Genomic DNA, 21,625 nt, shown 5'->3' with positions numbered 1-21,625 from the left:
TTTACCACTGACGACGACGTTTTGTATAAATGTATCCAGCAAGTACAAATCCTAAAATGACACCAATTGCAAGTGTTGCTGCACCGTACATAAATAGTTGTGCTGTGCGTTCACTTTGAAGAACTTGTACTTGAACGCCCAAATTATCATTTTTAAGTTGTAGTGCTTGGTTCTGTGATAAAGCATCTAAATTCGCTTTTTCGAGTTGTTGCATTCGAACTTCTTGGTTTTTTACCAATGCTTTCATTTTTAAATCATCTTCTGCTTTTTGTTGTGCAAGCTGAGCAGGCGAGTTTGGTTCGACCAACGGCGCACTTCCATTTGTTTTTATTACTTGCGGTGTTGGCGTTGTTGAACTATTGGGGGCAGGTTTAGTTGAATTTGCAACAGGCTGTGTCTGAGGTATTGGCGTTGTTTGTGAAGTTGGTTCAACTGCCCATGCAGATGCTGATAACAGCATAAGTAAGCCAAGTATACGAGATACAACACGTTGCATAATCTTCTATCCTTTAGGAAAAGCTTTAATAAATGGCTTCACATCAATATGACTATATACACCTGCTGCAAGATAAGGCTCATCTGATAGCCATTCATCTAAGGCTGCTCGTGTATCAAAGTCAGCAATTATGATACTTCCATAAAAACCTGCTTCTGGATTTCCTTGTTCTTTTGGCATAGGGCCTGCAGTAATTAAACGACCTTCAGCATCTAGTTGCTCAAGGCGTGCCAAATGAGCAGGACGAGCAGCAAGTCTTGCCGCTAAAGTTCCTTCTTTATCTGTGCAAGTAATAATAAATAAAGCCATAGTTTACTCTTGTTTTATATAAAAAAATATTCTTGTTATTCAGAAGCTTTAAAATGTTTTCTTAGAATAACAAATTGGATAATAATAAATGAGAACATGATGATCATGTCACCAAATAATGTAAATTCTCCCCAGTATTTTCCATGCATAAATAAAAATGCAAAGAATACATGTAGAAATGACATCAGCATGAACATACCTACCCATGCAATGTTTAAATTAAGCCAGCCTTTTGGAGTAAGTTCGAGTACTGTGCCAAACATTTTTTTAATAAGAGGGCTTTTATCTTTGGTAAAAATAGGTGAGAGCAAGAAAGCTATAGCAAAAAGAAAGTTTAAGAGAGCAGCTTTAAGTTTAATATAAAAGTCATCGTGTAGTAGTAGTGTAATACCACCAAAAACAACAGTCATAAATAAAATTAACCATTGTTGTTTGTCTAAACGAAACTTTTGAAAGACAAAGATAGCACCATAAACAACAATCATTGAAATAATAAGTGCTGCAGTTGCAACAAGAGTATTATTGTTATCTACACCGCCAGAAGAACCAATAAGGTTTAAGATCGGATGATGATTATTTGTAGGATCAACTGTTTTATAAAAATAGAAAAAGATGATAAGAGGGATAAAGTCCAAAAGTGCTTTCATGTTAAAGTGTTTAATCCTATCTCGCGAATGGTTCATTATAAAATATGCAGGGTATAGATTTACATACACATAGCAATATTTCTGATGGTGCGTTAACACCTGAGGATTTAGTGCAAAAAGCATTTGAGTCAGGTATCCATACTTTAGCATTAACTGACCATGATTCAATGGATGGCTTAAAAAGAGCTGAAATTGTTGCCAATGAAAAGCAGATAAGACTTATTTCTGGGGTGGAGATATCAAGCCAGTGGTCAAGACCATCGACAAAAAAAAGTTATGGTGTGCATATTGTTGGCTTAAACATGAAAGATCGTGACGGTTTAGAGCAAGTATTGGTTGAACAAAAGCAAGTGAGGGCACAACGTGCGATAGAAATTTGTCAGAAGCTTGAAAAGATACTCAAGCAGGATTTTTATCCTGATGTACTTGCAAAAGTAGATGGGGTAGCTGACAGAGTGACACGTAGCCATATTGCACAAGTCTTGCTTGAAAAACGTGTAGTAACCCGTTTACAGCAAGCTTTTGACCGCTTTTTAAAGACAGGCAAACCTGCGTTTGTTTCTTTTGAATGGTTATCTCTTGAAAAAACGATTCAAGCTATTCAAAATGCGCAAGGCATTGCTGTTCTTGCTCATCCGACGAAATATGATTTATCAGCGACAAATACGCGTTATTTAATTGAAATTTTTGCAAAATATGGTGGAGATGCAGTTGAGTTGCCACCGCCATCTGAGACTGCATCTACCCGTCAAATGATTGATCGTTTAATTGCGGAGCATGGGCTAAAAGTGTCTATTGGTAGTGATTTTCATGGTGAACATATGCCATGGTTACATTTAGGGCGTGTGCCTGCTGTAAAAGAAGGACAGCAGGGCGTATGGGAAAGCTTTATTTAGTAATTTTAAGATAAATTATGGTTCTTTATTGCAATTGCAGGTGGAAGCGGTTTACCAAGTGAGCTGAGAAGTTCACGCTCTATGAGACGTACAATAGAGTCGAGCGGTAAATCATTATTTTGTGTACCAAATGGTTCTTCAAGTTCAGCACTCAGTTTATCTAAGCCTAAAAACATATAGGCAATTAAGCCAACAAGAAAAGGTGTCCAAAGCCCAAGCGTAGAACCTAGACTAAAAGGCAGTAAAAAGCAAAAGCAATAGACAGCACGATTGAGTAAGACAGAATACGCATAAGGTAGTGGTGTGCTTGCAATACGGTCACAACCTGCTTGTACTGCGCCTAGCTCAATCGTATGGTTATTGACTTGAGTATATAAAATGTCTGTAATTTCTTTTTCTTTATATGCTTGTAGTAACTCCCATTGAATTAAACTGAGCATGTACTGTGGAGCATTGAGTTGATCATTTAAGTGCTGCACAGACTGCTCATCTAACTCGACAGTATCTATAAACTGTTCTAGGTTGGCAGTTTGATGGCGTAAGCGATCACGCAGTGTACTTGTAAACACCATAACATGGTTTAAGACTCGCTCACGGCGCGCATTTGAAAGGATTTTACTATCTCTATCAATATGTCTAGAGCTTGCAATAAGTGCACCCCATAATTTTCGACCCTCCCACCAACGCGCATAGCATGTATTATTTCTAAAACCTAAAAAAATAGAAAGAATAACGCCAAAAATGGTAAAGCCAATTGCAGGAACTTGGGGGATCGTAACAATTTGATGATAAGTAAGAAAACCAATCACTGTGGAAATGATTGTTAGTGCAATAAGCTCAGGCAAGACCCTAGGTAAAATTGTGCCTTGCCATGCGAATAAAATTTGAAAAATATTACTTTTATCACGAATAATCATAATTGCTATATCTTATTACTTTAATGAAGCCATAGATAATTAAGGGACTTCACAATTTATACAAAGTGGTTTTCTGCAAAAGAGAATGAACCTGTTGGAGAAATAATGCAATGATCAATGAGTTTAACTTCAATCAGTTCACAGGCCTGCTTAATTTTTTCGGTAAGGGTATGATCTGCTGATGAAGGTGTTGCTTGCCCAAAAGGATGTGTATGACAAATAATAATTTGAGAAGCGTGTTGTTGGATAATATGGCGTATCATTTGATTAATAGAAATAGTGCATGTATTTATTGAGCCAAAAAATAATTTTTTAAAATTAAGTTTACATAAATCTGTATCTAAGCATAGCACTGCGAAGACCTCTTGCTTCTCACCTTGTAATTGGTAGCGTAAGAAATCAATCACTTTCTTTGAACTGTCGAAAGCATTTTGCTGTTGCAGATAAGCATTGTCGACATAGCGCCTACCAAGTTCTTTTACTGCCATCAATTGTGCATATTTGGTTTCACCTATGCCATGAAAGGCCGTTAATTCATCAAGAGAACAGTCGAAAATAGGAGTAAGACCACCAAAGTGCAAAATTAGACGGCGTGATAGCTCGACAGCAGAATATTGTTTTGAACCTGATCTTAGAAAAATAGCTAGTAGTTCTGCATCTGATAGGCTTTTTGCACCTTGTTGAATGAGGCGTTCTCGTGGGCGTTCTTGAATAGGCCAAGACTTAATGGAAAAATGGTCTTCTTTCATGTAGAGATTTAAGTTTGGGAGAATATAGGTTTAGTGCTATTGTGAGCATCACTGCAAGGTAAAGAGTGTTCTATTTGTGAGTTCGAATGTCAATATAAATTTAAATAAAAACATTATCTTGGCGGTAACAGGAGGGATTGCAGCATATAAAAGTGCAGTTTTAGTCCGTCGCCTAAAAGACTATGGCTTTAATGTACGTGTTGTCATGACAAAAGGAGCGCAAGCTTTTATTACGCCGCTAACTTTTCAAGCCTTATCATCAAATCCTGTGCATACCACATTGTTAGACCCTGAAGCAGAAGCAGGTATGGGGCATATTGAGTTGGCACGCTGGGCAGACTTAATTTTAGTTGCACCTGCGAGTTGTGATGTCCTTGCAAAATTTGCGCAGGGTTTGGCAGACGATTTACTAAGTACACTATACCTTGCAACAAAATCACCTGTGTGGGTAGCACCTGCAATGAATCAGCAAATGTGGGCAGCAAAAGCAACTCAGCGCAATTTACAAACGCTGACAGCTGATGGTGTACATGTCATTATTCCAGACTCAGGTGAACAAGCATGCGGTGATGTTGGACGGGGGCGTATGCCTGAGCCTGAGGTATTGGCAGCGCAAGTATTTGAGTTTTTTAAAACACAAGAACGTATGCAAACGAAGCAGTTCGGTTTACTTGCAGGCAAAAAAGTCACGATTACCGCAGGGCCAACACGTGAGGCAATAGATCCTGTACGTTATATTTCTAACCACAGCACAGGAAAAATGGGCTTTGCTTTAGCAAGTGCATGCTATGCGGCTGGGGCTGATGTTACGCTCATTTCAGGGCCTGTAAGCCTTACTACGCCGTATGGCGTTGCACGCTGTAATGTAACTTCTGCCCAAGAAATGCTTGATGAAAGTATGCAAATGCTTGCAAATGGTTGTGATATTTTTATTGCAACAGCAGCGGTGGCAGATTATAGAGTGGCTGAAATTGCACCACATAAGATTAAGAAAACGGGTGATGAGTTAGAAATAGCACTAGTTAAAAATCCTGATATTGTGGCAACAATTGCACAGCAAGAAAAAAGACCCTTTATGGTCGGTTTTGCAGCTGAAACGCAAAATGTCGAAGAATATGCAAATGGAAAACTTATTGCTAAAAAATTAGATATGATTGCCTGTAATGATGTTTCAAGACAAGACATCGGTTTTGGGGCAGATGAAAATGCAATGACGGTATTTTTTGCCAAGAAATATGGGTTTGACCAACGTGATTTAGAAAAAGCATCAAAACTTAAAATTGGTGAACAGTTGGTTAAAGCAATATCTGATGCTTTAAATGCTAAAAATTAAAAAAGGGAGCATCTTCCCTTTTTTAATTTAATAGGAGCTTTTAGCGAGTCTTTTATTATTTAGATAAAGCCTAGAGAGCAATAAGGCACATGCAACACTCAGTCCAATAATTAAGCTAATCCAAATGGCTTGTGGTCCCATGGAAGCATAGCGTATCCAGTAAATACTTAGCGGAAGGGTAATAGCCCAATAGGCAAGCATTGTTGCCCACATTGGTGCTTGAGTGTCTTGCATGCCTCTTAAACAGCCTGCTGCGCTGACTTGCCATGCATCCATCAGTTGGTAAGCAATACAAAACTGTAATAGATAAGTTGCAATTTGAGCAACATGCGGATCTTGAGTATAAAACTCAATAATAGCATGACGAAATAGTGCAATAAATGCCATGGTTAAGCATGCCATTACAGTTGCAGTCATTAGACCAACTTTTTGAACTTTGTGCATCGCTTCCCAATTTTTTTCACCGTAATAGGTACCTACGCGTATGGTGAGTGCAATAGATAAAGACATTGGTAGCATAAAGAGCTGTGAAGTGATAGAAATCGCAATTTGATGTGCAGCAACCACGGTATCGCCTAAAGTACTTAAAATAATGGCTGCTGTTGAAAAAACACTTACTTCAAAGAAAATTGCTAAACCAATAGGAAAGCCTAAAAGTAGTAACTTTTTAGCAAGTTGAGTATTTAATTTTTCAAAACCTGAAAGTAACTGATCTTTCTTATAAATTTTGGCTTTAGATATATAAAAAATTAAACTAAAAAGCATGAGCCATTGTAGCGTTGCTGTGGCAAAGCCACATCCTGCACTTCCCATACGTGGAATAGGACCATAGCCATACATAAATAAGTAGTTTAGTGGAATGAGTACAAGTAAAGACAGTAAACTAATGACAGTAACAGGTCTGGGATTGCCAATCGCCTCAGAGTAACAGCGTAGAGAGGTATAAAGGCAAACTGCAGGCATACCTAGACCAATGGCATGTAAAAATAAAGCAGCTTTGGGTTGTAAGTCGGTAGGAACTTTAAAAATTGGCAGTAAATACGGCATAAACTGCAATAATATTAAAGCGAATACACCCAGTATAGCTGCCATCCATAATGACTGGCGTACAATGTGCCCAACCTGAGTACGGTTATGTGCACCAACTGCTTCAGCAACTAAAGGCGTTGTTGCAAGTAAAATACCTGTAAATAAAAGCATTATAGGTATCCAAATGCCGACACCTACAGCAATGGCAGCCAAATCTACAGCAGAAAATCGTCCAGCCATAATTGTATCTATGAGTCCTAAACCTGCTTGTGCAAATTGGGTAATAAGTATAGGAATCATAAGTGACAATAAGCGTTTAAGCTCAATGCGTGAAGAAACAACAGTTGCCATAAAAAACTACTCGGAGAATTTGTGCTATAAAAATGAATAAGACAGTGTTGCCATATGTATTTAGAAACGTCCTTTTTTACTGCATTTTTTAGAAACTAGAGTTATTGAAATTTGATCAGATAGTACAATAAATAAAAGCAGAAAAATACTTAAAATCACTATTTAAGTGCATTGCAATTTTAAGCTTTATTTCAAAGTCGTGTTAAAATTAGCATCTTCGGTTCGATGTTAAAGTTGAGTAGTTTCTTGAGTGATTTAGTGCCACAAAGTATACCCTTATCATTATATGTTCATATGCCTTGGTGTGTACGAAAATGTCCATATTGTGACTTTAATTCACATACTGTACCGGGTGGTAAGCAACTTTCATTAGAACTTGAAAATGAATATTTATATGCACTAGTTGAAGATTTTAAAACTCAGATAGATTTGGCTCAGGGGCGTAAAATTTCGAGTGTATTTATTGGCGGTGGAACCCCTTCACTTATTTCAGCTAAAGGTTATCAGTGGTTATTTCACCAACTAGCACAGCACATCGAATTTATTGAAGATTGTGAAATTACACTAGAAGCAAATCCAGGCACACTTGAACATCAGCCTTTTGAAGACTATTTACAAGCAGGTATTAACCGTTTATCTATTGGTGTGCAAACATTTAATACCGAGCATTTAAAAAAGTTAGGGCGTATTCATAGTGCAGATAATGCAATGTCTGCAATACAACAGGCAAAAAATTCAGGTTTTCAAAGAGTTAATGTTGATCTGATGCATGGGCTTCCTCAGCAGACTTTAGAGCAAGCTCTACATGATTTAAACATGGCAGTTGAATGTGGTGCTACACATATTTCTTGGTATCAACTGACGATTGAACCCAATACCGTATTTTTTAGAACGAAACCTGTTTTACCGTCAGATAATATTTTGTCTGATATTCAAGAGCAAGGTGAACAGTACTTAATTGATGCAGGGTTTATCAATTATGAGATTTCCGCATGGCGTAAAGAAAAGCCATCTACGCATAATTTAAACTACTGGCAGTTTGGCGACTATTTAGCAATTGGCGCAGGTGCGCACGGTAAAGTGACCAAAGAAGATGGTGTTTATCGTTTTCAGAAAACACGTTTGCCAAAAGACTACTTGGAAAACACTCCTGCACCTATGGTGAATTTTGAAAAAGTTATCGAAGATGACTTACCATTTGAATTTATGATGAATGCATTGCGTTTAAAAGAGGGTACACCTACGCAGTATTACTCTCAGAGAACAGGTTTAGATATTGATCATATTAAATCAGCATTATTGCATTTACGTCAGCAAGGGTTATTGCTAGAAAATGAAAAACAACTGGCATGTACTGAACACGGTTATCGTTTTCTAAATACTGTTTTAGAAAAATTTCTCTAGTAAATAATAGTGATTTAAAAATAAGCTCTAATATATATTTATATTTTAGGGCAAAATCTTAGGTGAATTATTGAGTTATCATAATTTATTTTGCATAAAATTATTCAGTTTAGATCATTTGAATGTAAACTAAATAAAGGAACTAGCCATAAATTACACAGCATTTCGGAGTTATGAATGACTGCTCAATCCGTGATTTTGCCACTTCCATCAGATCATGCGCGTTTTATTGCAATACGCTTAAAAACTTTATCTGTGGACGAGCTGAAACATCAAATCAAAAGTCTTATTTCTGAAAGAAATCGCCTGATTACGCAACATCCAAATGATCAAATAAAAATAGGTGTCGCATTCGGACCTGAAATGTGGACAAAACTATACGAGAATTCGCCTAATAACTTCAAACAGCTTGAAGCACAACAGGGCAACTTTGAAATGCCTGTTGTACCGGCAGATGTTTTTATACATGTCGCAAGTCAACGTACAGATATCTGCTTTGCATTGAGTCAGGCTTTCTTTCGTGGTGTAGAGGAGAAGGTAGAAGTTTTAGAGGAAAGACCGTGTTTCCGCTATTTAGATGGTCGTGATTTAACAGGTTTTATAGATGGTACAGAAAACCCTCAGTTTAAAGAAGATCGTGCAGAAACGACTTTGTTATCTGAAGACAACGGTGTCTTTGCAGACGGCACATTTCTTTTTGCTCAGCGTTATGTGCATGATTTAGACAAGTGGAATAAGCTAAAAGTCGATGCACAAGAACGTGTAATTGGGCGCACAAAGTTAGAGTCGATAGAACTTAATGATGATATAAAACCTGAAAATGCACATGTTGCTAGAACAGTTGTAGAAGATGATGAGGGTGAAGAGTTAGAGATTCTGCGCCATAGTTTGCCATATGGTGATGGTCATGGCGAAAAAGGGCTTTATTTTGTTGCATATACAAAAGAACTTAGCCGTATAGATGCTATGTTAAAGCGTATGTTTGGTACAAGTGGTGATGGTATACATGATCGCTTATTACATTTTGTAACGCCTGTAGACGGGGCATATTATTTTGCACCATCGGAAGAGTTACTAGAAACTGTATTGGACTAAATAGAACTCCCCATAAACTCTTATATATTTATGGGGAATATTCTTTATAAAAAATCTTTTAAATTTGGCTTTATACCATTCCAGATATAAAAAGATTCAATAGCTTGACCGACTAGCATACCAAAGCCATCAGTATAAGGAATACCACGTTTTTTTGCTTCATCTAAAAAATGAGAGGGTTTGCCATATGCCATTTCATATGCATGATCAAATGTAAGTTCTTTGGGAAGTGAAAATTGATCACCTGAAAGCGATGCTGATGTTGCATTAATAATAATATCGAAATGACCAGTTAGTTTTTCTAATGCAAGCGTACTGAGTTGAGTATGGTTAGCCATATGAGGAGTAAGATCATTTACAAGTTGTGTTGCACGAGCATGTGTGCGGTTGGCAATAACAATTTCCTTTACACCTGCTTGTGAAAGAGGATAAATAACCCCTCTTGTTGCACCACCTGCGCCTAAAATAAGAATTTTAGTTTGAGATAGTGACCAACCCATTGCTTCTATTGCATTAACAAGGCCTTGACCATCTGTATTGTCGCCATATAGTTTGCCATCTTCTTTCCATAGCGTATTGACTGCTTTTGCAATCTTTGCCCGTTCGGTAAGTACATCACAAGATTTGAATGCATCTTCTTTAAATGGAACAGTCACATTTAAGCCATTGCCATTCTCATTAAAAAAAGCATTGATACTTGTTTCAAACTGATCAATAGCAGCTAGTCTTTTATGATAAGTTAAATCAATGCCTGTCTTTTGAGCAAATGCTTCATGTAATTCTGGTGAGCGTGAGTGTTCAATTGGGTTGCCAATGACTGCAAATTTTTTACATGGTTGCATGAAACGTCTCTATATTTATCTATAATGATGATTGCACGTATTGGCAATATACAAGAAATATCATGGTGAAATATAGCTTTGTATTGTTCCTCATATAAGTGTGTTTACAGAAAAACATATGAAGATATTAGAAAAAAAAGTAAAATAAAATTAGTTTTTTCTCAAAAACACTAAAATAGTTATAGCAAATAAGAATGTAGAACAATACAGGTATGTATGTGGTTCTGAAAAGATATAACAACAATGACTATTCCCATGAGGAGTCTAACTATGTCAATAAATCCTATAGAGTTGCTGAAAGAAAAAGTTACACCAGCAATTGTTAATCAACAGCAATTAGCGATTGATGCAGATAAAAAAGCATCACTGCTCGCACAGTTTTATCCAATTTTATTGTCCGTTTTTCATAAATTTCCTGAACGTATTCAGTCAGGAACTAGTCTAGAGAATAATGGCTTAAATACTATTTTTGGTAATCAAGCATCTGCTATTCGTCAACTTATTGAAGGTTTTTCAGCGCATCACAGTTTACCTGAAAATGCAGTAACTTCTTTATTTAACCAAGCAATTCCACTCAGTGTAAAAGCTTTAAAAGATGAGGCAGGGGATGGGAAAATTGGTGCATATCTAGCAACTCATATTAAAGATATTGCAACTAGTTTTCCTGCATGGGGTGCAGGCTTGGTATCTGCACTTGGTTTAAGTAGTGCATTAGGTGCTCAGGCAGCTTCACAGCATATTTACAGTAAGGAGCCTGAAAAAAAAGCAGGTTTTTTTGGTAAGATACTACCTATTATTGCATTAATTATTCTTGCTTTATTGGTTATTTTCTTTTGGAAGTCATGCCAGCATAAAGCAGATACACCTATTCCGAAAAATGCAGATACGCCTGTGCCACAAGCAGCTTCAGATGTATCTTCTGAGCAAACAAATACAGCACAAGCTGAAATTAATCTTGTTTCAGGGACAGGAAATCATGTTCAAGCATGTCATGCAAACTTAGGTAATCAAACATTAGCTGAATCTGTAAAAGTTGCATTAAGCAAAGTATTTGGTACAAATGTGAAATGTGATGTTACGACAGATCAAGGTTATGCAACGTCATTGCCTGGATCTGAAAAAATTTCTGAAATCTTGGAATATATTAAAGCAGTGCCGAATGCAAGCATTGATTGGAAAGGTAATCAGTTAATTGTAAATGCACCAGATGCAAAAGCAGCAGCTGAATTGGTTACAAAGATTAAAGCAATAGCACCTGACTTGGAAGTTTCAGCGGCAGCACCTTTAAATGAAGAGCAATCGGTAAATAATAGTATTGATCAAAGTAAACAAGCGCTTTCATCTTTAGGAGCAAATGCACGACCTGAAGATATTGCACATGCTCTAAATCTACAAATTATTAATTTCCCAACGGCATCTAAAGTTCTACCTCAGAAAAATAAAGAAATTTTAGATGAAGCGGCAAAATTAATTAAGAGTGTTCCAAATGTAAAATTAATTGTTGAAGGCTATACAGATTCAACAGGTAATCCAGAATCAAATAAAGTATTGTCTAAACGCCGTGCACAATCTGTTTTAGATTATTTGGTTGAGCAAGGTGTAAATAGAGATCAACTTACAGCTGTAGGATATGGTGCTGAAAATCCAATTGCTGACAATGTGACTGAACAAGGTAAATTCCGTAATCGTCGTATTGAATTTAAAGTTGTGAATACATCGAATGGTGCGACGACTATAGTTGATGGGCAGCATCCTGTAACAACACAATAAATTGTGATCTATAAATAAAAAAGCAGTCTACTTGATAGGCTGCTTTTTTTATTTATATACGTGTGTCATTTGACTTACATATGATGAAGGCTTAAGAGGGGTTACAAATATCGCGAATTTTTTCAACGAGGCAAGATGATAACGTGAAAAAGAGTGAAATACCGAGAAGGACACTTGTCACAATAGATATACTGTCAGAAAATATATTGTTGTAGTTAATGGTTACACTAATAGAGCTAAACATAAGGATGGACAGAAGACTAATAATAAATAGCCATTTGTATTCGAAAAACAATTTAAACATAAAGTATGAGCCTGCTATTTTCTTTACTGGGTTGATTAAAGAAACAACAAGTATTGTAAAGGGTAATGATCAATATAATATGAAATGGTTCTTAAGAGATGAGGTTTTTTACTTATAAACGTAACGAGATGTATTTTTATACAAAAGAGCATTTGCTCTTTTGTATATTAGTAATCAATTATAGTTCGGCTAGCCAATCTCTTGGCTTCAAATAATAGTCTGTAAGTCGCTTTTCAATCGTATCATCTTCCCATTCAGGGCGATATGACCAACTTACAAGATTGGGTAGGCTAACTAAAATAGACTCTATACGCCCACCTGTTTGTAATCCAAAGATTGTACCTCTGTCATATACAAGATTGAATTCAACGTAACGTCCACGGCGGTAGAGTTGAAAATCTCTTTGAGCTTGGCTATACGGCTTATTTTTATTTCTTTCAAAAATAGGAATTATTGCATCAAGGTATCCATTACCCACAGCTTGCATGTATTCAAAACATTTTTCGAAACCCCAATGATTTAAGTCATCGAAAAATAATCCTCCAACACCACGTTGTTCATCACGATGCTTTAAATAGAAATAGTCATCACACCATTGTTTATGTTCTTTATATACGTCATGGCCGAAAGGTTGGCAAAGATCAAATGCATTTTGATGCCAGCCTTTAATATCTTCATCATTTGGGTAAAATGGTGTTAAGTCGAAGCCTCCACCAAACCACCAGATAGGATCTTTTCCTTCAGGTTCGGCAATAAATAAGCGAATATTGGCATGTGATGTAGGTACATTTGGGTTTTTAGGGTGAATTACTAATGAAACCCCTAGCGCTTGAGCCTTTGCACCTGCAATTTCAGGGTGTCGTGCAGTCGCTGATGCAGGAAGTTGGCGAATATTGATATGAGAGAACATTACACCTCCTTTTTCAATAACTTCACCATTCTGTAATACTCTAGATCTACCACCACCGCCTTCAGGGCGTTCCCAATCATCAATAATAAATTTTTCGTGACCGCCGCCTATTGTTTCTTGTTGTTCGAGTGCTGTACAAATGCGTTCTTGTAAATCGAGTAAAAATTTTTTAACACGTTCGATATCTATTGTTGATGGGTTTTGCATGAAAGCCTCATACATAAAATAAAAGTAATGTTATAAAAACATAAAACCATAAAAAAAGTAAGGGATTTTGTATGGAGAAAATCCCTAAATATGATTGATTTTTTATTTAGAAAAGTCATCTTCTTTATATAGGTGTGACATACGACTGACTTTGGTCTTTAGATAGGAAGCATTGAATGGATTTAGCCCAACTGTCAGCGGAACGCGATCTACAATATTAATATCTAAATCTTCTAATGCTTTAACTTTCAATGGATTATTAGTAATTAATTTAATTTCTTTAACATGAAAGTGATCGAGAATGATTTTACACATATCATAGCGACGTGCATCGGCAGGTAAGTTTAGTAGCAAGTTTGCATCTACAGTGTCATGTCCTTGATCTTGTAATGCATAGGCACGAATTTTATTGGTTAAGCCAATACCACGACCTTCTTGACGTAAATATAAAATAATGCCTTGTCCTACTTCATTGATAAGTTCTTGAGTAGCTTTTAACTGTGGTCCACAGTCACATTTGAGTGATGCAAAGGCATCTCCTGTTAAACATTCAGAATGAATACGAACTAAAACTGGTGCGTTGGTTGGAAATTCTAAACCTTTTGAAAGAGCAATATGCTCTTCTTTGGTTTCAGGGTCTTGAAATACACTAATGTTAAAATCACCAAAGGCAGTGGGTAATTTTGAAGTTGCGACAAATTTGATCGGCACAATTTAGCTCATTTATATAAAAAGAAATAGTAAAATTATAGCTTAATGATCTGCCGTAAGTTGTTTAAATATACAAAATTTAAGCCAAACTATTTATTTTTGTGGAAACATGCAGATAAGGGTTGATCATTCATAGCATTTTTTTAGATAATTCAATGCTTGTCTGAAACAAACAATGTAAAACTACAGATCTTTGACGTGGCACATTGAAAATAAGTACCGATAGGTTAAAATTATCGGTTTAACGCACTATCACTCAGCTTCGGATTAGCCAGGCTCTAGAAGGCTCTGCCACATATGTTGTATACAAAAATACCAACTCAGCGTCCTGTTACGCCATTGTTAGATGAAATTGATCATCCAAAGCAATTACGTCAACTCGATTCAAACCAACTTTTACAAGTGGCAGATGAGTTGCGTCAATACATTTTGTATGCTGCAGGTGTAAGTGGCGGTCACTTTGGTGCAAACCTTGGTGTTGTGGAATTAACAGTAGCATTGCATTATTGCTTTAATACACCACGTGATCGTTTAATCTGGGATGTAGGGCATCAAGCCTATCCGCATAAGATTTTAACAGGACGACGCGAGCAAATTACAACAATCCGTGCGAAGAATGGCTTAGCGGCTTTTCCTGCAAGAGAAGAGTCGGAGTTCGATACATTTGGTGTTGGGCATTCGTCTACTGCAATTTCAGCAGGCTTAGGAATGTCTTTAGCACGTCGTTATCAAAAAGACCCATGTGAAGTTGTTGCAATTGTAGGTGATGGTGCAATGACAGCAGGTATGGCATTTGAAGCAATGAATGATGCAGTTGCACATCAAGCAGATTTAATGGTCGTACTCAATGACAATGATATGTCTATTTCTTGTAGTACAGGTGGTTTTGCAAAACACTTGGCAGCGATTTGGGAAAAAGGGCATTTCGTTAATATTACTGAAAAGGGTGATGCTGTTATAGAGCCTCATCCAAACTGGTCTTATACATCACGCCTGCATAAATCTGCAACCAATGAAGCAGATAATTTATTTAAAGCGATTGGTTTTGAATATTATGGGCCATTTGATGGGCATGATATTAACCAGCTTGTACATGTTTTTGAATCTCTCAAAAAACGCAGTGGGCCACGTTTAATTCATATTTATACAAAAAAAGGTAAGGGCTTTTCTCCTGCCGAAAAAGATCCCATTAAATACCACGCAATTGCAAAAAAACCATCTATTGTTCCTCAAACATTAAGTTCTAAAAAATCTGCACCAAAATACTCTACAATTTTTGGTCAGTGGTTATGTGATGAGGCAGAGAAAGATTCCCGCTTATTGGCAATTACACCTGCAATGTGTGAAGGCTCAGGAATGGTAGAGTTTGCACAAAAATACCCAGATCGTTTCTTTGATGTTGCAATTGCAGAACAACATGCTGTAACGCTTGCAGCAGGCATGGCATGTGAAGGTTTAAAACCTGTGGTTGCAATTTACTCGACATTTTTACAAAGAGGGTATGACCAACTTGTTCATGATGTTGCACTACAAAACCTAGATGTTACTTTTGGTATTGATCGGGCTGGGCTAGTTGGCGAAGATGGGCCAACGCATGCGGGTGCATATGATTATGCATATATGCGTACAATTCCGAATTTGGTATTAATGGCACCTAAAGATGAAAATGAATGTCGTCAAATGCTGCATACAGCATATCAGTATTCAGGTCCTGCTGCGGTACGTTACCCACGTGGTGTAGGTGAAGGGGTTGATGTTACCCAAGAGCTCATGGCACTTGAAATAGGTAAGTCTGAGATTGTACTGCCAGTAGATGCTCAATATGATGAGCATATTACAATTTTAGCTTTTGGCAGCCGTGTTGCACCAGCAATACAAGCTGCAAAAAAACTAATACAGCAATTAGATGTTGGCATTTGTGTTGTGAATATGCGCTTTATTAAGCCACTCGATACGCAAATGATTCATGAGTTGAATATCAAAACAACAATGTTTGTGACTGTTGAAGAACATGCCGTTATGGCGGGTGCAGGCAGTAGTGTGAATGAGTACTTGGCACAAGCACAAATTTTAAAACCTATATTAAATATTGGTTTACCAGATGAATTTTTACCACAAGCAGATCATAAACAAATGTTGCATGATTGTGGTTTAGATGCAGAGGGTATCGCTACTTCAATTATACAAGCATGGAAAAAAAGCTTGGTACTTTGTTAAACAGGTTTAATTATTTTTAATAAATTCTATTAAAAAGCATGTCTATTTGTTAGAATAGCCATGCTTTTATGCATTATTCTTTGTCAAAATCTTCAATATTTTAGTGTGGGTGTTCAATGGAACCTATGGTGGTGATGGCTGCGCGTGCAGCACAATTAGTTGGTCAAGAGCTTTTAAAGGCACATAAAAATCGTCATAAGTTGGACCTACAAGTTGAAGAAAAAGGTATAGATGGCCCTGTAACACGTGTAGATCGTTACTTAGAGCAACTTGCAATTGATACATTACGTAAAAGTTATAAAAATCATAGCTTCTTAGGCGAAGAATTTGGCCTACAAGAAGGTACAGGTCACGATGCTGACTGGTGTTGGATTATTGACCCTTTAGATGGCACATTAAACTTTGTAAATGGCCTACCTCATTTTTGTATTTCTATCGCAGTACAGCATAAAGGTGTTACACAGCATGGTGTTATTTATGACCCTGTGCGTGATGAGCTATTTTCTGCGAGTCGTGGTCGCGGTGCAATGATGAACCAACGCCGTATTCGTGTGAATACGCGTGATAGTTTAGACAATACATTTATCTCTGTAGGGCATGCTTACCGTGCAAAACGTAACGGTGAAATTGTGTCATATGCAAAACAACATTTTGATGCAATGCTTGCAATTACAGAAGCCGGTTCTCAATTCCGTCGTGGTGGATCGGCTGCACTTGATCTTGCATATGTTGCGGCAGGTCGTTTTGATGGTTTCTTTGAGCTAGGCTTAAAACCTTGGGATATCGCTGCGGGTGAGCTAATTGTAAAAGAAGCGGGTGGTATTGTTGTTGATGGTCGTGGTGGTTCAGAGTCTATGGAAAATGGGCAAGTAATTGCATGTTCAATGAAAATGCTAAAACCATTTATGCAAGCAGTAATTCCTGCTTGGGCAAATGCAATTAAATAATTGGTAGAAAAATAGAGAAGAGTGATAAGCATCACTCTTTTTTGTTTTTTATTTCAGTAATATGAAAATAGATAAAGAATTTTATAAAAAGAAGGTGACTTTTTAAATTAACCTGATATAATTGTGAAAACGCACTTCATTTCCGTTCATTACCTGAACATTTCTCTCTTATTATTGTGTATGCGCGTACGGTCCATAGAGGACGAATTCTCGCGCCCCAATCGCTAAAAGCGATTCTTCAGGTTACTACCGTAATCATGCGTGCGTAATATTCACATCGTTATATTTCGGATTGCTGCTGAATTAAAGATTTCAGCTTTTGTTGCCGTGCCGCTTTTGCCGATGTTATTTTTTATTATTAAATGGAGCACCCTATTGGGGTGGAATTCTCTATGAGCAAAACTTTTGCCGATTTTTCATTACATGAGTCTCTTACACAAGCATTAGAGGCATTAAATTTTACAAACCCGACACCGGTTCAAGAGCAAGCAATTCCAGCAGCATTAGAAGGGAAAGATTTATTAGTTTCTAGCCAAACAGGTTCTGGTAAAACAGCGGCATTCTTATTGCCGACATTAAATACACTTGCTGAAAGTGATGTATTTGTTCCTTTTAAAGAACGTATGCGTGCAGTTACACAACCAAATATTCTTGTGTTATGTCCAACACGTGAACTTGCTCAGCAAGTAAGTCAAGACGCGATCGCTTTTGTTCGCCACATGAAAGGTGTTCGTATTGCTGCAGTTATGGGTGGTATGCCTTTTGGTAAGCAAATTCAACAGCTTAAAGGTGCTCAAGTTGTTGTGGCAACACCAGGTCGTTTACTTGACTTGGTTAACCGTCGCCAAATTAAATTAGATAAAGTTGATGCTTTAATTGTTGATGAAGCTGACCGCATGCTTGACCTTGGCTTCTCTGAAGACTTAGAAGCAATTAGTGATTTTGCTGCGAACCGTAAGCAAACATTAATGTTCTCTGCAACATTTGCAGGTCGTATTATCAGCTTGGCTGAGCGTATGATGAATGACCCACAGCGTATTGCAATTGAAACTGGTCATTCAACTAACACAGATATTACACAAACACTTCATTGGACTGATGGTTTTGAGCATAAGAAAAAATTGCTTACACATTGGTTAAGTGATGAAAAATTAGATCAAGCTGTTGTATTTGCAAGCACACAAGAAGACACTGATATGTTGGCTGAAGAGCTAGCTGAAGCTGGTCACTCTGTTGTTGCATTACATGGTGCAATGCCACAAACAGTACGTAACCGTCGTTTACGTAGTATTCGTGAAGGTCGTGCACGTATCTTGGTTGCAACTGATGTTGCTGCACGTGGTCTAGATGTTCCGACAATCTCTCATGTAATTAACTTTGGTTTACCAATGAAACATGAAGATTATGTACACCGTGTAGGTCGTACTGGTCGTGCGGGGCGTACTGGTCAAGCAATTACACTTGCAACTTATCGTGAGCGTGGCAAGATCCGTGCATTAGAAGATTATTTAGAAGCGCGTTTAAGTGTTTCTGAAATTGAAGGTCTAGAGCCATCTCCACCTCCTGCACGTTCAGGTCGCGATGGTGGTCGTGGTAATGGTAAGCGTGATGGTCGTCGTGGTGGCGGTGGCTTCGGTGGCGGTCGTCGTTTTGAAGGCGAAGGTCGATTCAAACGTAACAATGACCGTGATGGTGGTGATCGTCGTCGTTTTGATGATAAACCGCGTAAAGAAAGTAGCTTTGAAGACCGTCCACGTCGCGAATTTAATTCAGATCGTCCAAAGCGCGAATTTGGTTCTGACCGTCCACGTCGCGAATTTAACTCAGATCGTCCAAAGCGTGAGTTTGGTTCAGATCGTCCAAAGCGTGAATTTAACTCAGATAGCCCACGTCGTGAATTTAATTCAGATCGTCCAAAGCGTGAGTTTGGTTCAGACCGTCCAAAACGCGAGTTTAACTCTGATCGTCCACGTCGTGAATTTAATTCAGACCGTCCAAAGCGCGAGTTTAGCTCTGATCGTCCGCGTCGTGAAGGTTTTAACGATAAGCCACGTTTCGACATGAATGATGACAATCGTGGTAATCGTGCAGATTACAAACCACGTTCATTCCGTGGAAACAGTGAGCGCGGTTCAGATGATCGTGGACGTTCATCAGATCGCCGTCGTAAATTTAATGACTAATTAAATATTTATAAAAAAAGCCAGTATTTATACTGGCTTTTTTTATATGAGTGAATAAGTTGAGAGTAATACGTTAATTTACTTAAATTATTCAACGATTTTTAAGCTTGGTTTTTTCTTTTGAGGCTCAGATTTTTCCTCTACTTCTTTCGGTTTATGTGTCAGGTCTAAATTAATATTCTCATATTCATTTGGATCGAAGAAAAGTCCTTGACCATTTTCTTTAGCATAGATGCCAATTAGTGCATAAAAAGGCACAAATATATTTTTAGAAACACCGCCAAATCGTGCAGAGAAGGTAATTGCATCATTACTCATATAAAGCTGATGTACCGCATGTGGTGCAGTATTAAGTACAATTTGCCCATCTTTAACGAATTGTAATGGTACATCAGTATTGGGTTGTGTTGCATCTACAAGAAGGTATGGTGTGAGATTGTTATCACAAATCCATTCATAGATACCACGTGCTAAATATGGACGAGTTGGTGTGAGTTGAGGCTCTTTTTCAGACATGTGATTGACTCTCAAATTTTTTTAAAAGATGATTGTAGCGGTTTTTCTCTTGTAAAGTCATCGATTTAATAAAACTAGTACGATTAAAAATGCGCTGACAATATAGAAAAATCGCCCGACATTGTTGTGTAGGTAAACTTATTCCCATGCTATTTAATCGTAATAGCATTGGTGCAATCATGCAATCGAGTATTGAAAATGTCTCAGACATAAAAAAGGGAAAATGTTGAAATAGTGGAGTAAGAGAGATAAGCGTATTGCGAAGCTCTACTTGAGCATGCTTTTTATCTTTTTCATTTAAGCTGTCAGGGTGTAATAGCATTATATCTGCAAGTTTAAACCAGTCTTTTTCAAACCTCCAAAGATATTGACGTTGTTCAGCACGTTGAATTGGGTTATCCATAAATAGTTTGTTTTGTCGATAGCGATCATCTAAATATTCTGAAATGATCATAGGATTAAATAATTTTAAACCTTGATCTAGTAAAATTGGGAGAGTGTTATAGGGGTTAAGGGATGCAAGATCTTCATCTTCATAGTCTGTTAGCACCAATTGGTGTTTAATTTCTTTTTCTGTAAGAATAAAGCGAATCCAATGAGAACGGAAGTCATCGGCATGACTGAGTAAAGTGATTCCTTGGTTTTCAGAGATTTCTAATGCCATGAAAAAGATGTAGCTTTAAATGAATAAACTAGCATACTAAAAATATGTTTCAAACGCACGAAGAAGTTTGAATGAAGTATATTAAGAGATAAAAGGCATATTTGATATGGCATAAAAAAACCTCGGAAAATCCGAGGTTTTTTGTCCAATTCGTAAACGAATTAACGTTTAGAGAATTGAGGACGCTTACGAGCTTTACGTAAGCCAAGTTTCTTACGTTCAACTTCACGAGCATCACGAGTAACGAAACCAGCTTGACGAAGAGCAGATTTTAAAGATTCGTCAGAAGCGATAAGTGCGCGAGTGATACCGTGACGGATCGCACCAGCTTGACCACCGATACCACCACCTTTAACAGTGATGTAAAGGTCATATTTCTCAGTTGCTTCTAAAAGCTCTAATGGTTGACGAACAACCATACGTGCTGTTTCACGACCGAAATACTGTTCGATTGAACGGTTGTTAATAACGATTTTCCCTGTACCAGCAGATAGGAAAACACGTGAAGTTGCGGTCTTACGGCGACCTGTACCATAGTTTGTAGCCATGTGCTGTATCCCTTAGATGTCCAAAACTTGTGGCTGTTGAGCAGTATGAGGATGCTCGCTACCAGCGTACACTTTCATCTTCTTGATCATTGCATAACCAAGAGGGCCTTTTGGCAACATGCCTTTAACAGCGCGTTGGAAGATTTCTTCAGGTTTGTGAGCAACTAATTTTTCGAAATTAGTTTCTTTTAAACCGCCTGGGAATTCAGTGTGGCGATAGTATTTCTTGTTTAAAGACTTCTTACCAGTTACTTGAACTTGTTCAGCGTTAATTACAACGATGTAATCGCCTGTGTCAACGTGAGGAGTATAAGAAGTTTTGTGCTTACCGCGTAAACGACGAGCGATTTCAGTCGCTAAACGACCAAGAGTTTTGCCAGAAGCATCAACAACGAACCAGTCGTGTTGCGTTTCAGCAGGCTTTGCGCTGAGAGTTTTCATCTACTACATACCTATTATAGTTGGTTTGAACGTGAAAGTGTCCAAACGAAAAAGAGTCGCGATTCTATATGAAACAGTCTAGATCGACAACATCATCAATATAAAATTGAGCGCATATTCTACCCGAAGTAAAGTTTTT

General features: G+C 37.6%; 21 protein-coding genes. 8 read left to right on the top strand and 13 right to left on the bottom strand.

The features are described 5' to 3' along the window. Position 1: 1 nt before the first annotated feature. The 3 genes from AC1MPL_RS00455 to AC1MPL_RS00445 are packed head-to-tail and all read right to left on the bottom strand — an operon-like array spanning position 2 to position 1,452. The gene (locus AC1MPL_RS00455; RefSeq protein ID WP_479763358.1) at positions 2-496 is read right to left on the bottom strand and encodes an SH3 domain-containing protein; all 495 of its coding nucleotides are present in this window, start codon (positions 494-496) and stop codon (positions 2-4) included. A gap of 6 nt (positions 497-502) precedes the next feature. After that, positions 503-805 carry a YciI family protein gene (locus tag AC1MPL_RS00450; protein ID WP_479763356.1) on the bottom strand — a complete coding sequence of 101 codons (303 nt, stop codon included), beginning with the start codon at positions 803-805 and terminating at the stop codon, positions 503-505. Between the two features lie 35 nt (positions 806-840). After that, positions 841-1,452, bottom strand: a complete 612-nt coding sequence (locus AC1MPL_RS00445; RefSeq protein WP_023272922.1) for a septation protein IspZ — start codon at positions 1,450-1,452, stop codon at positions 841-843. A gap of 44 nt (positions 1,453-1,496) precedes the next feature. Here AC1MPL_RS00445 and AC1MPL_RS00440 point away from each other — a divergent pair, with 44 nt between their 5' ends. Continuing rightward, a complete protein-coding gene (locus tag AC1MPL_RS00440) occupies positions 1,497-2,348 on the top strand; it encodes a PHP domain-containing protein (RefSeq protein WP_479763354.1) in 852 nt (283 codons plus the stop codon). A gap of 5 nt (positions 2,349-2,353) precedes the next feature. Here AC1MPL_RS00440 and AC1MPL_RS00435 read toward each other — a convergent pair whose 3' ends face one another. Beyond that, complete coding sequence (locus tag AC1MPL_RS00435; protein WP_479763352.1) at positions 2,354-3,265, bottom strand: bestrophin family protein; 912 nt, start codon at positions 3,263-3,265, stop codon at positions 2,354-2,356. 56 nt (positions 3,266-3,321) lie between these two features. Beyond that, positions 3,322-4,014 (bottom strand): RadC family protein, encoded by a 693-nt coding sequence (gene radC / locus AC1MPL_RS00430; protein WP_479763350.1) that lies wholly within the window; start codon positions 4,012-4,014, stop codon positions 3,322-3,324. Positions 4,015-4,090: 76 nt separating this feature from the next. On the opposite strand from radC, the gene coaBC reads away from it, so the two are divergent. Further along, a complete protein-coding gene (gene coaBC / locus AC1MPL_RS00425; protein WP_479763348.1) occupies positions 4,091-5,347 on the top strand; it encodes a bifunctional phosphopantothenoylcysteine decarboxylase/phosphopantothenate--cysteine ligase CoaBC in 1,257 nt (418 codons plus the stop codon). A gap of 27 nt (positions 5,348-5,374) precedes the next feature. Here coaBC and AC1MPL_RS00420 read toward each other — a convergent pair whose 3' ends face one another. Further along, positions 5,375-6,727: an MATE family efflux transporter gene (locus AC1MPL_RS00420; protein WP_479763346.1), complete on the bottom strand. Its 1,353-nt coding sequence runs from the start codon at positions 6,725-6,727 to the stop codon at positions 5,375-5,377. A 246-nt stretch (positions 6,728-6,973) separates the two neighbouring features. Between AC1MPL_RS00420 and hemW the strand changes: the two genes are divergently transcribed. Both hemW and AC1MPL_RS00410 read left to right on the top strand, forming a co-directional pair. After that, on the top strand, positions 6,974-8,131 hold the full coding sequence (hemW, locus tag AC1MPL_RS00415) for a radical SAM family heme chaperone HemW (RefSeq protein ID WP_479763345.1): 1,158 nt from the start codon (positions 6,974-6,976) through the stop codon (positions 8,129-8,131). 177 nt (positions 8,132-8,308) lie between these two features. Continuing rightward, complete coding sequence (locus tag AC1MPL_RS00410; protein WP_479763343.1) at positions 8,309-9,226, top strand: Dyp-type peroxidase; 918 nt, start codon at positions 8,309-8,311, stop codon at positions 9,224-9,226. Positions 9,227-9,270: 44 nt separating this feature from the next. Here the strand turns inward: AC1MPL_RS00410 and aroE are convergent, their stop codons facing one another. Further along, positions 9,271-10,068 carry a shikimate dehydrogenase gene (gene aroE / locus AC1MPL_RS00405; protein ID WP_479763341.1) on the bottom strand — a complete coding sequence of 266 codons (798 nt, stop codon included), beginning with the start codon at positions 10,066-10,068 and terminating at the stop codon, positions 9,271-9,273. A gap of 270 nt (positions 10,069-10,338) precedes the next feature. Between aroE and AC1MPL_RS00400 the strand changes: the two genes are divergently transcribed. After that, positions 10,339-11,838 carry an OmpA family protein gene (locus AC1MPL_RS00400; RefSeq protein WP_479763339.1) on the top strand — a complete coding sequence of 500 codons (1,500 nt, stop codon included), beginning with the start codon at positions 10,339-10,341 and terminating at the stop codon, positions 11,836-11,838. A 482-nt stretch (positions 11,839-12,320) separates the two neighbouring features. On the opposite strand, the gene hemF is transcribed toward AC1MPL_RS00400, so the two are convergent. Then, the gene (gene hemF / locus AC1MPL_RS00395) at positions 12,321-13,259 is read right to left on the bottom strand and encodes an oxygen-dependent coproporphyrinogen oxidase (RefSeq protein WP_479763337.1); all 939 of its coding nucleotides are present in this window, start codon (positions 13,257-13,259) and stop codon (positions 12,321-12,323) included. A 102-nt stretch (positions 13,260-13,361) separates the two neighbouring features. Further along, entirely contained in the window at positions 13,362-13,970 is a 609-nt protein-coding gene (gene ribA, locus AC1MPL_RS00390; RefSeq protein ID WP_479763335.1) for a GTP cyclohydrolase II, read from the bottom strand. Positions 13,971-14,267: 297 nt separating this feature from the next. Between ribA and dxs the strand changes: the two genes are divergently transcribed. The 3 genes from dxs (at position 14,268) to AC1MPL_RS00375 (ending at position 19,317) form a co-directional block, all read left to right on the top strand. After that, entirely contained in the window at positions 14,268-16,187 is a 1,920-nt protein-coding gene (gene dxs / locus AC1MPL_RS00385) for a 1-deoxy-D-xylulose-5-phosphate synthase (RefSeq protein ID WP_479763333.1), read from the top strand. Positions 16,188-16,303: 116 nt separating this feature from the next. Next, positions 16,304-17,134: an inositol monophosphatase family protein gene (locus AC1MPL_RS00380; protein WP_479763332.1), complete on the top strand. Its 831-nt coding sequence runs from the start codon at positions 16,304-16,306 to the stop codon at positions 17,132-17,134. A 392-nt stretch (positions 17,135-17,526) separates the two neighbouring features. Beyond that, a complete protein-coding gene (locus tag AC1MPL_RS00375; protein ID WP_479763330.1) occupies positions 17,527-19,317 on the top strand; it encodes a DEAD/DEAH box helicase in 1,791 nt (596 codons plus the stop codon). A gap of 87 nt (positions 19,318-19,404) precedes the next feature. Here AC1MPL_RS00375 and AC1MPL_RS00370 read toward each other — a convergent pair whose 3' ends face one another. The 4 genes from AC1MPL_RS00370 to rplM all read right to left on the bottom strand — a co-directional run bounded on the left by AC1MPL_RS00370 (position 19,405) and on the right by rplM (position 21,486). Continuing rightward, positions 19,405-19,833, bottom strand: a complete 429-nt coding sequence (locus AC1MPL_RS00370; RefSeq protein ID WP_479763328.1) for a ClpXP protease specificity-enhancing factor — start codon at positions 19,831-19,833, stop codon at positions 19,405-19,407. Beyond that, entirely contained in the window at positions 19,826-20,497 is a 672-nt protein-coding gene (locus AC1MPL_RS00365; RefSeq protein WP_479763326.1) for a glutathione S-transferase N-terminal domain-containing protein, read from the bottom strand. The genes AC1MPL_RS00370 and AC1MPL_RS00365 overlap by 8 nt, the downstream gene beginning before the upstream one ends. A 161-nt stretch (positions 20,498-20,658) precedes the next feature. Then, positions 20,659-21,045: a 30S ribosomal protein S9 gene (gene rpsI / locus AC1MPL_RS00360; RefSeq protein WP_023272905.1), complete on the bottom strand. Its 387-nt coding sequence runs from the start codon at positions 21,043-21,045 to the stop codon at positions 20,659-20,661. Between the two features lie 12 nt (positions 21,046-21,057). Beyond that, positions 21,058-21,486, bottom strand: a complete 429-nt coding sequence (rplM, locus tag AC1MPL_RS00355; protein WP_023272904.1) for a 50S ribosomal protein L13 — start codon at positions 21,484-21,486, stop codon at positions 21,058-21,060. Between the last annotated feature and the right edge of the window lie 139 nt (positions 21,487-21,625).

This window comes from Acinetobacter sp. N1-1 (assembly GCF_056711485.1).
The sequence above is the reverse complement of the archived record's forward strand: the minus strand, read 5'-3'. Positions and strand labels throughout refer to the sequence as shown.

What these genes read in the sequence shown, in the direction of transcription:
- AC1MPL_RS00375 (WP_479763330.1), top strand. Translation starts at nt 17,527, where the DNA reads ATGAGCAAAACTTTTGCCGATTTTTCATTACATGAGTCTCTTACACAA.
- AC1MPL_RS00445 (WP_023272922.1), bottom strand. Translation starts at nt 1,452, where the DNA reads ATGAAAGCACTTTTGGACTTTATCCCTCTTATCATCTTTTTCTATTTT.
- rpsI (WP_023272905.1), bottom strand. Translation starts at nt 21,045, where the DNA reads ATGGCTACAAACTATGGTACAGGTCGCCGTAAGACCGCAACTTCACGT.
- rplM (WP_023272904.1), bottom strand. Translation starts at nt 21,486, where the DNA reads ATGAAAACTCTCAGCGCAAAGCCTGCTGAAACGCAACACGACTGGTTC.
- AC1MPL_RS00450 (WP_479763356.1), bottom strand. Translation starts at nt 805, where the DNA reads ATGGCTTTATTTATTATTACTTGCACAGATAAAGAAGGAACTTTAGCG.
- AC1MPL_RS00455 (WP_479763358.1), bottom strand. Translation starts at nt 496, where the DNA reads ATGCAACGTGTTGTATCTCGTATACTTGGCTTACTTATGCTGTTATCA.
- hemF (WP_479763337.1), bottom strand. Translation starts at nt 13,259, where the DNA reads ATGCAAAACCCATCAACAATAGATATCGAACGTGTTAAAAAATTTTTA.
- AC1MPL_RS00400 (WP_479763339.1), top strand. Translation starts at nt 10,339, where the DNA reads ATGTCAATAAATCCTATAGAGTTGCTGAAAGAAAAAGTTACACCAGCA.
- radC (WP_479763350.1), bottom strand. Translation starts at nt 4,014, where the DNA reads ATGAAAGAAGACCATTTTTCCATTAAGTCTTGGCCTATTCAAGAACGC.
- AC1MPL_RS00410 (WP_479763343.1), top strand. Translation starts at nt 8,309, where the DNA reads ATGACTGCTCAATCCGTGATTTTGCCACTTCCATCAGATCATGCGCGT.
- AC1MPL_RS00440 (WP_479763354.1), top strand. Translation starts at nt 1,497, where the DNA reads ATGCAGGGTATAGATTTACATACACATAGCAATATTTCTGATGGTGCG.
- dxs (WP_479763333.1), top strand. Translation starts at nt 14,268, where the DNA reads ATGTTGTATACAAAAATACCAACTCAGCGTCCTGTTACGCCATTGTTA.
- AC1MPL_RS00380 (WP_479763332.1), top strand. Translation starts at nt 16,304, where the DNA reads ATGGAACCTATGGTGGTGATGGCTGCGCGTGCAGCACAATTAGTTGGT.
- AC1MPL_RS00435 (WP_479763352.1), bottom strand. Translation starts at nt 3,265, where the DNA reads ATGATTATTCGTGATAAAAGTAATATTTTTCAAATTTTATTCGCATGG.
- aroE (WP_479763341.1), bottom strand. Translation starts at nt 10,068, where the DNA reads ATGCAACCATGTAAAAAATTTGCAGTCATTGGCAACCCAATTGAACAC.
- AC1MPL_RS00365 (WP_479763326.1), bottom strand. Translation starts at nt 20,497, where the DNA reads ATGGCATTAGAAATCTCTGAAAACCAAGGAATCACTTTACTCAGTCAT.
- AC1MPL_RS00420 (WP_479763346.1), bottom strand. Translation starts at nt 6,727, where the DNA reads ATGGCAACTGTTGTTTCTTCACGCATTGAGCTTAAACGCTTATTGTCA.
- AC1MPL_RS00370 (WP_479763328.1), bottom strand. Translation starts at nt 19,833, where the DNA reads ATGTCTGAAAAAGAGCCTCAACTCACACCAACTCGTCCATATTTAGCA.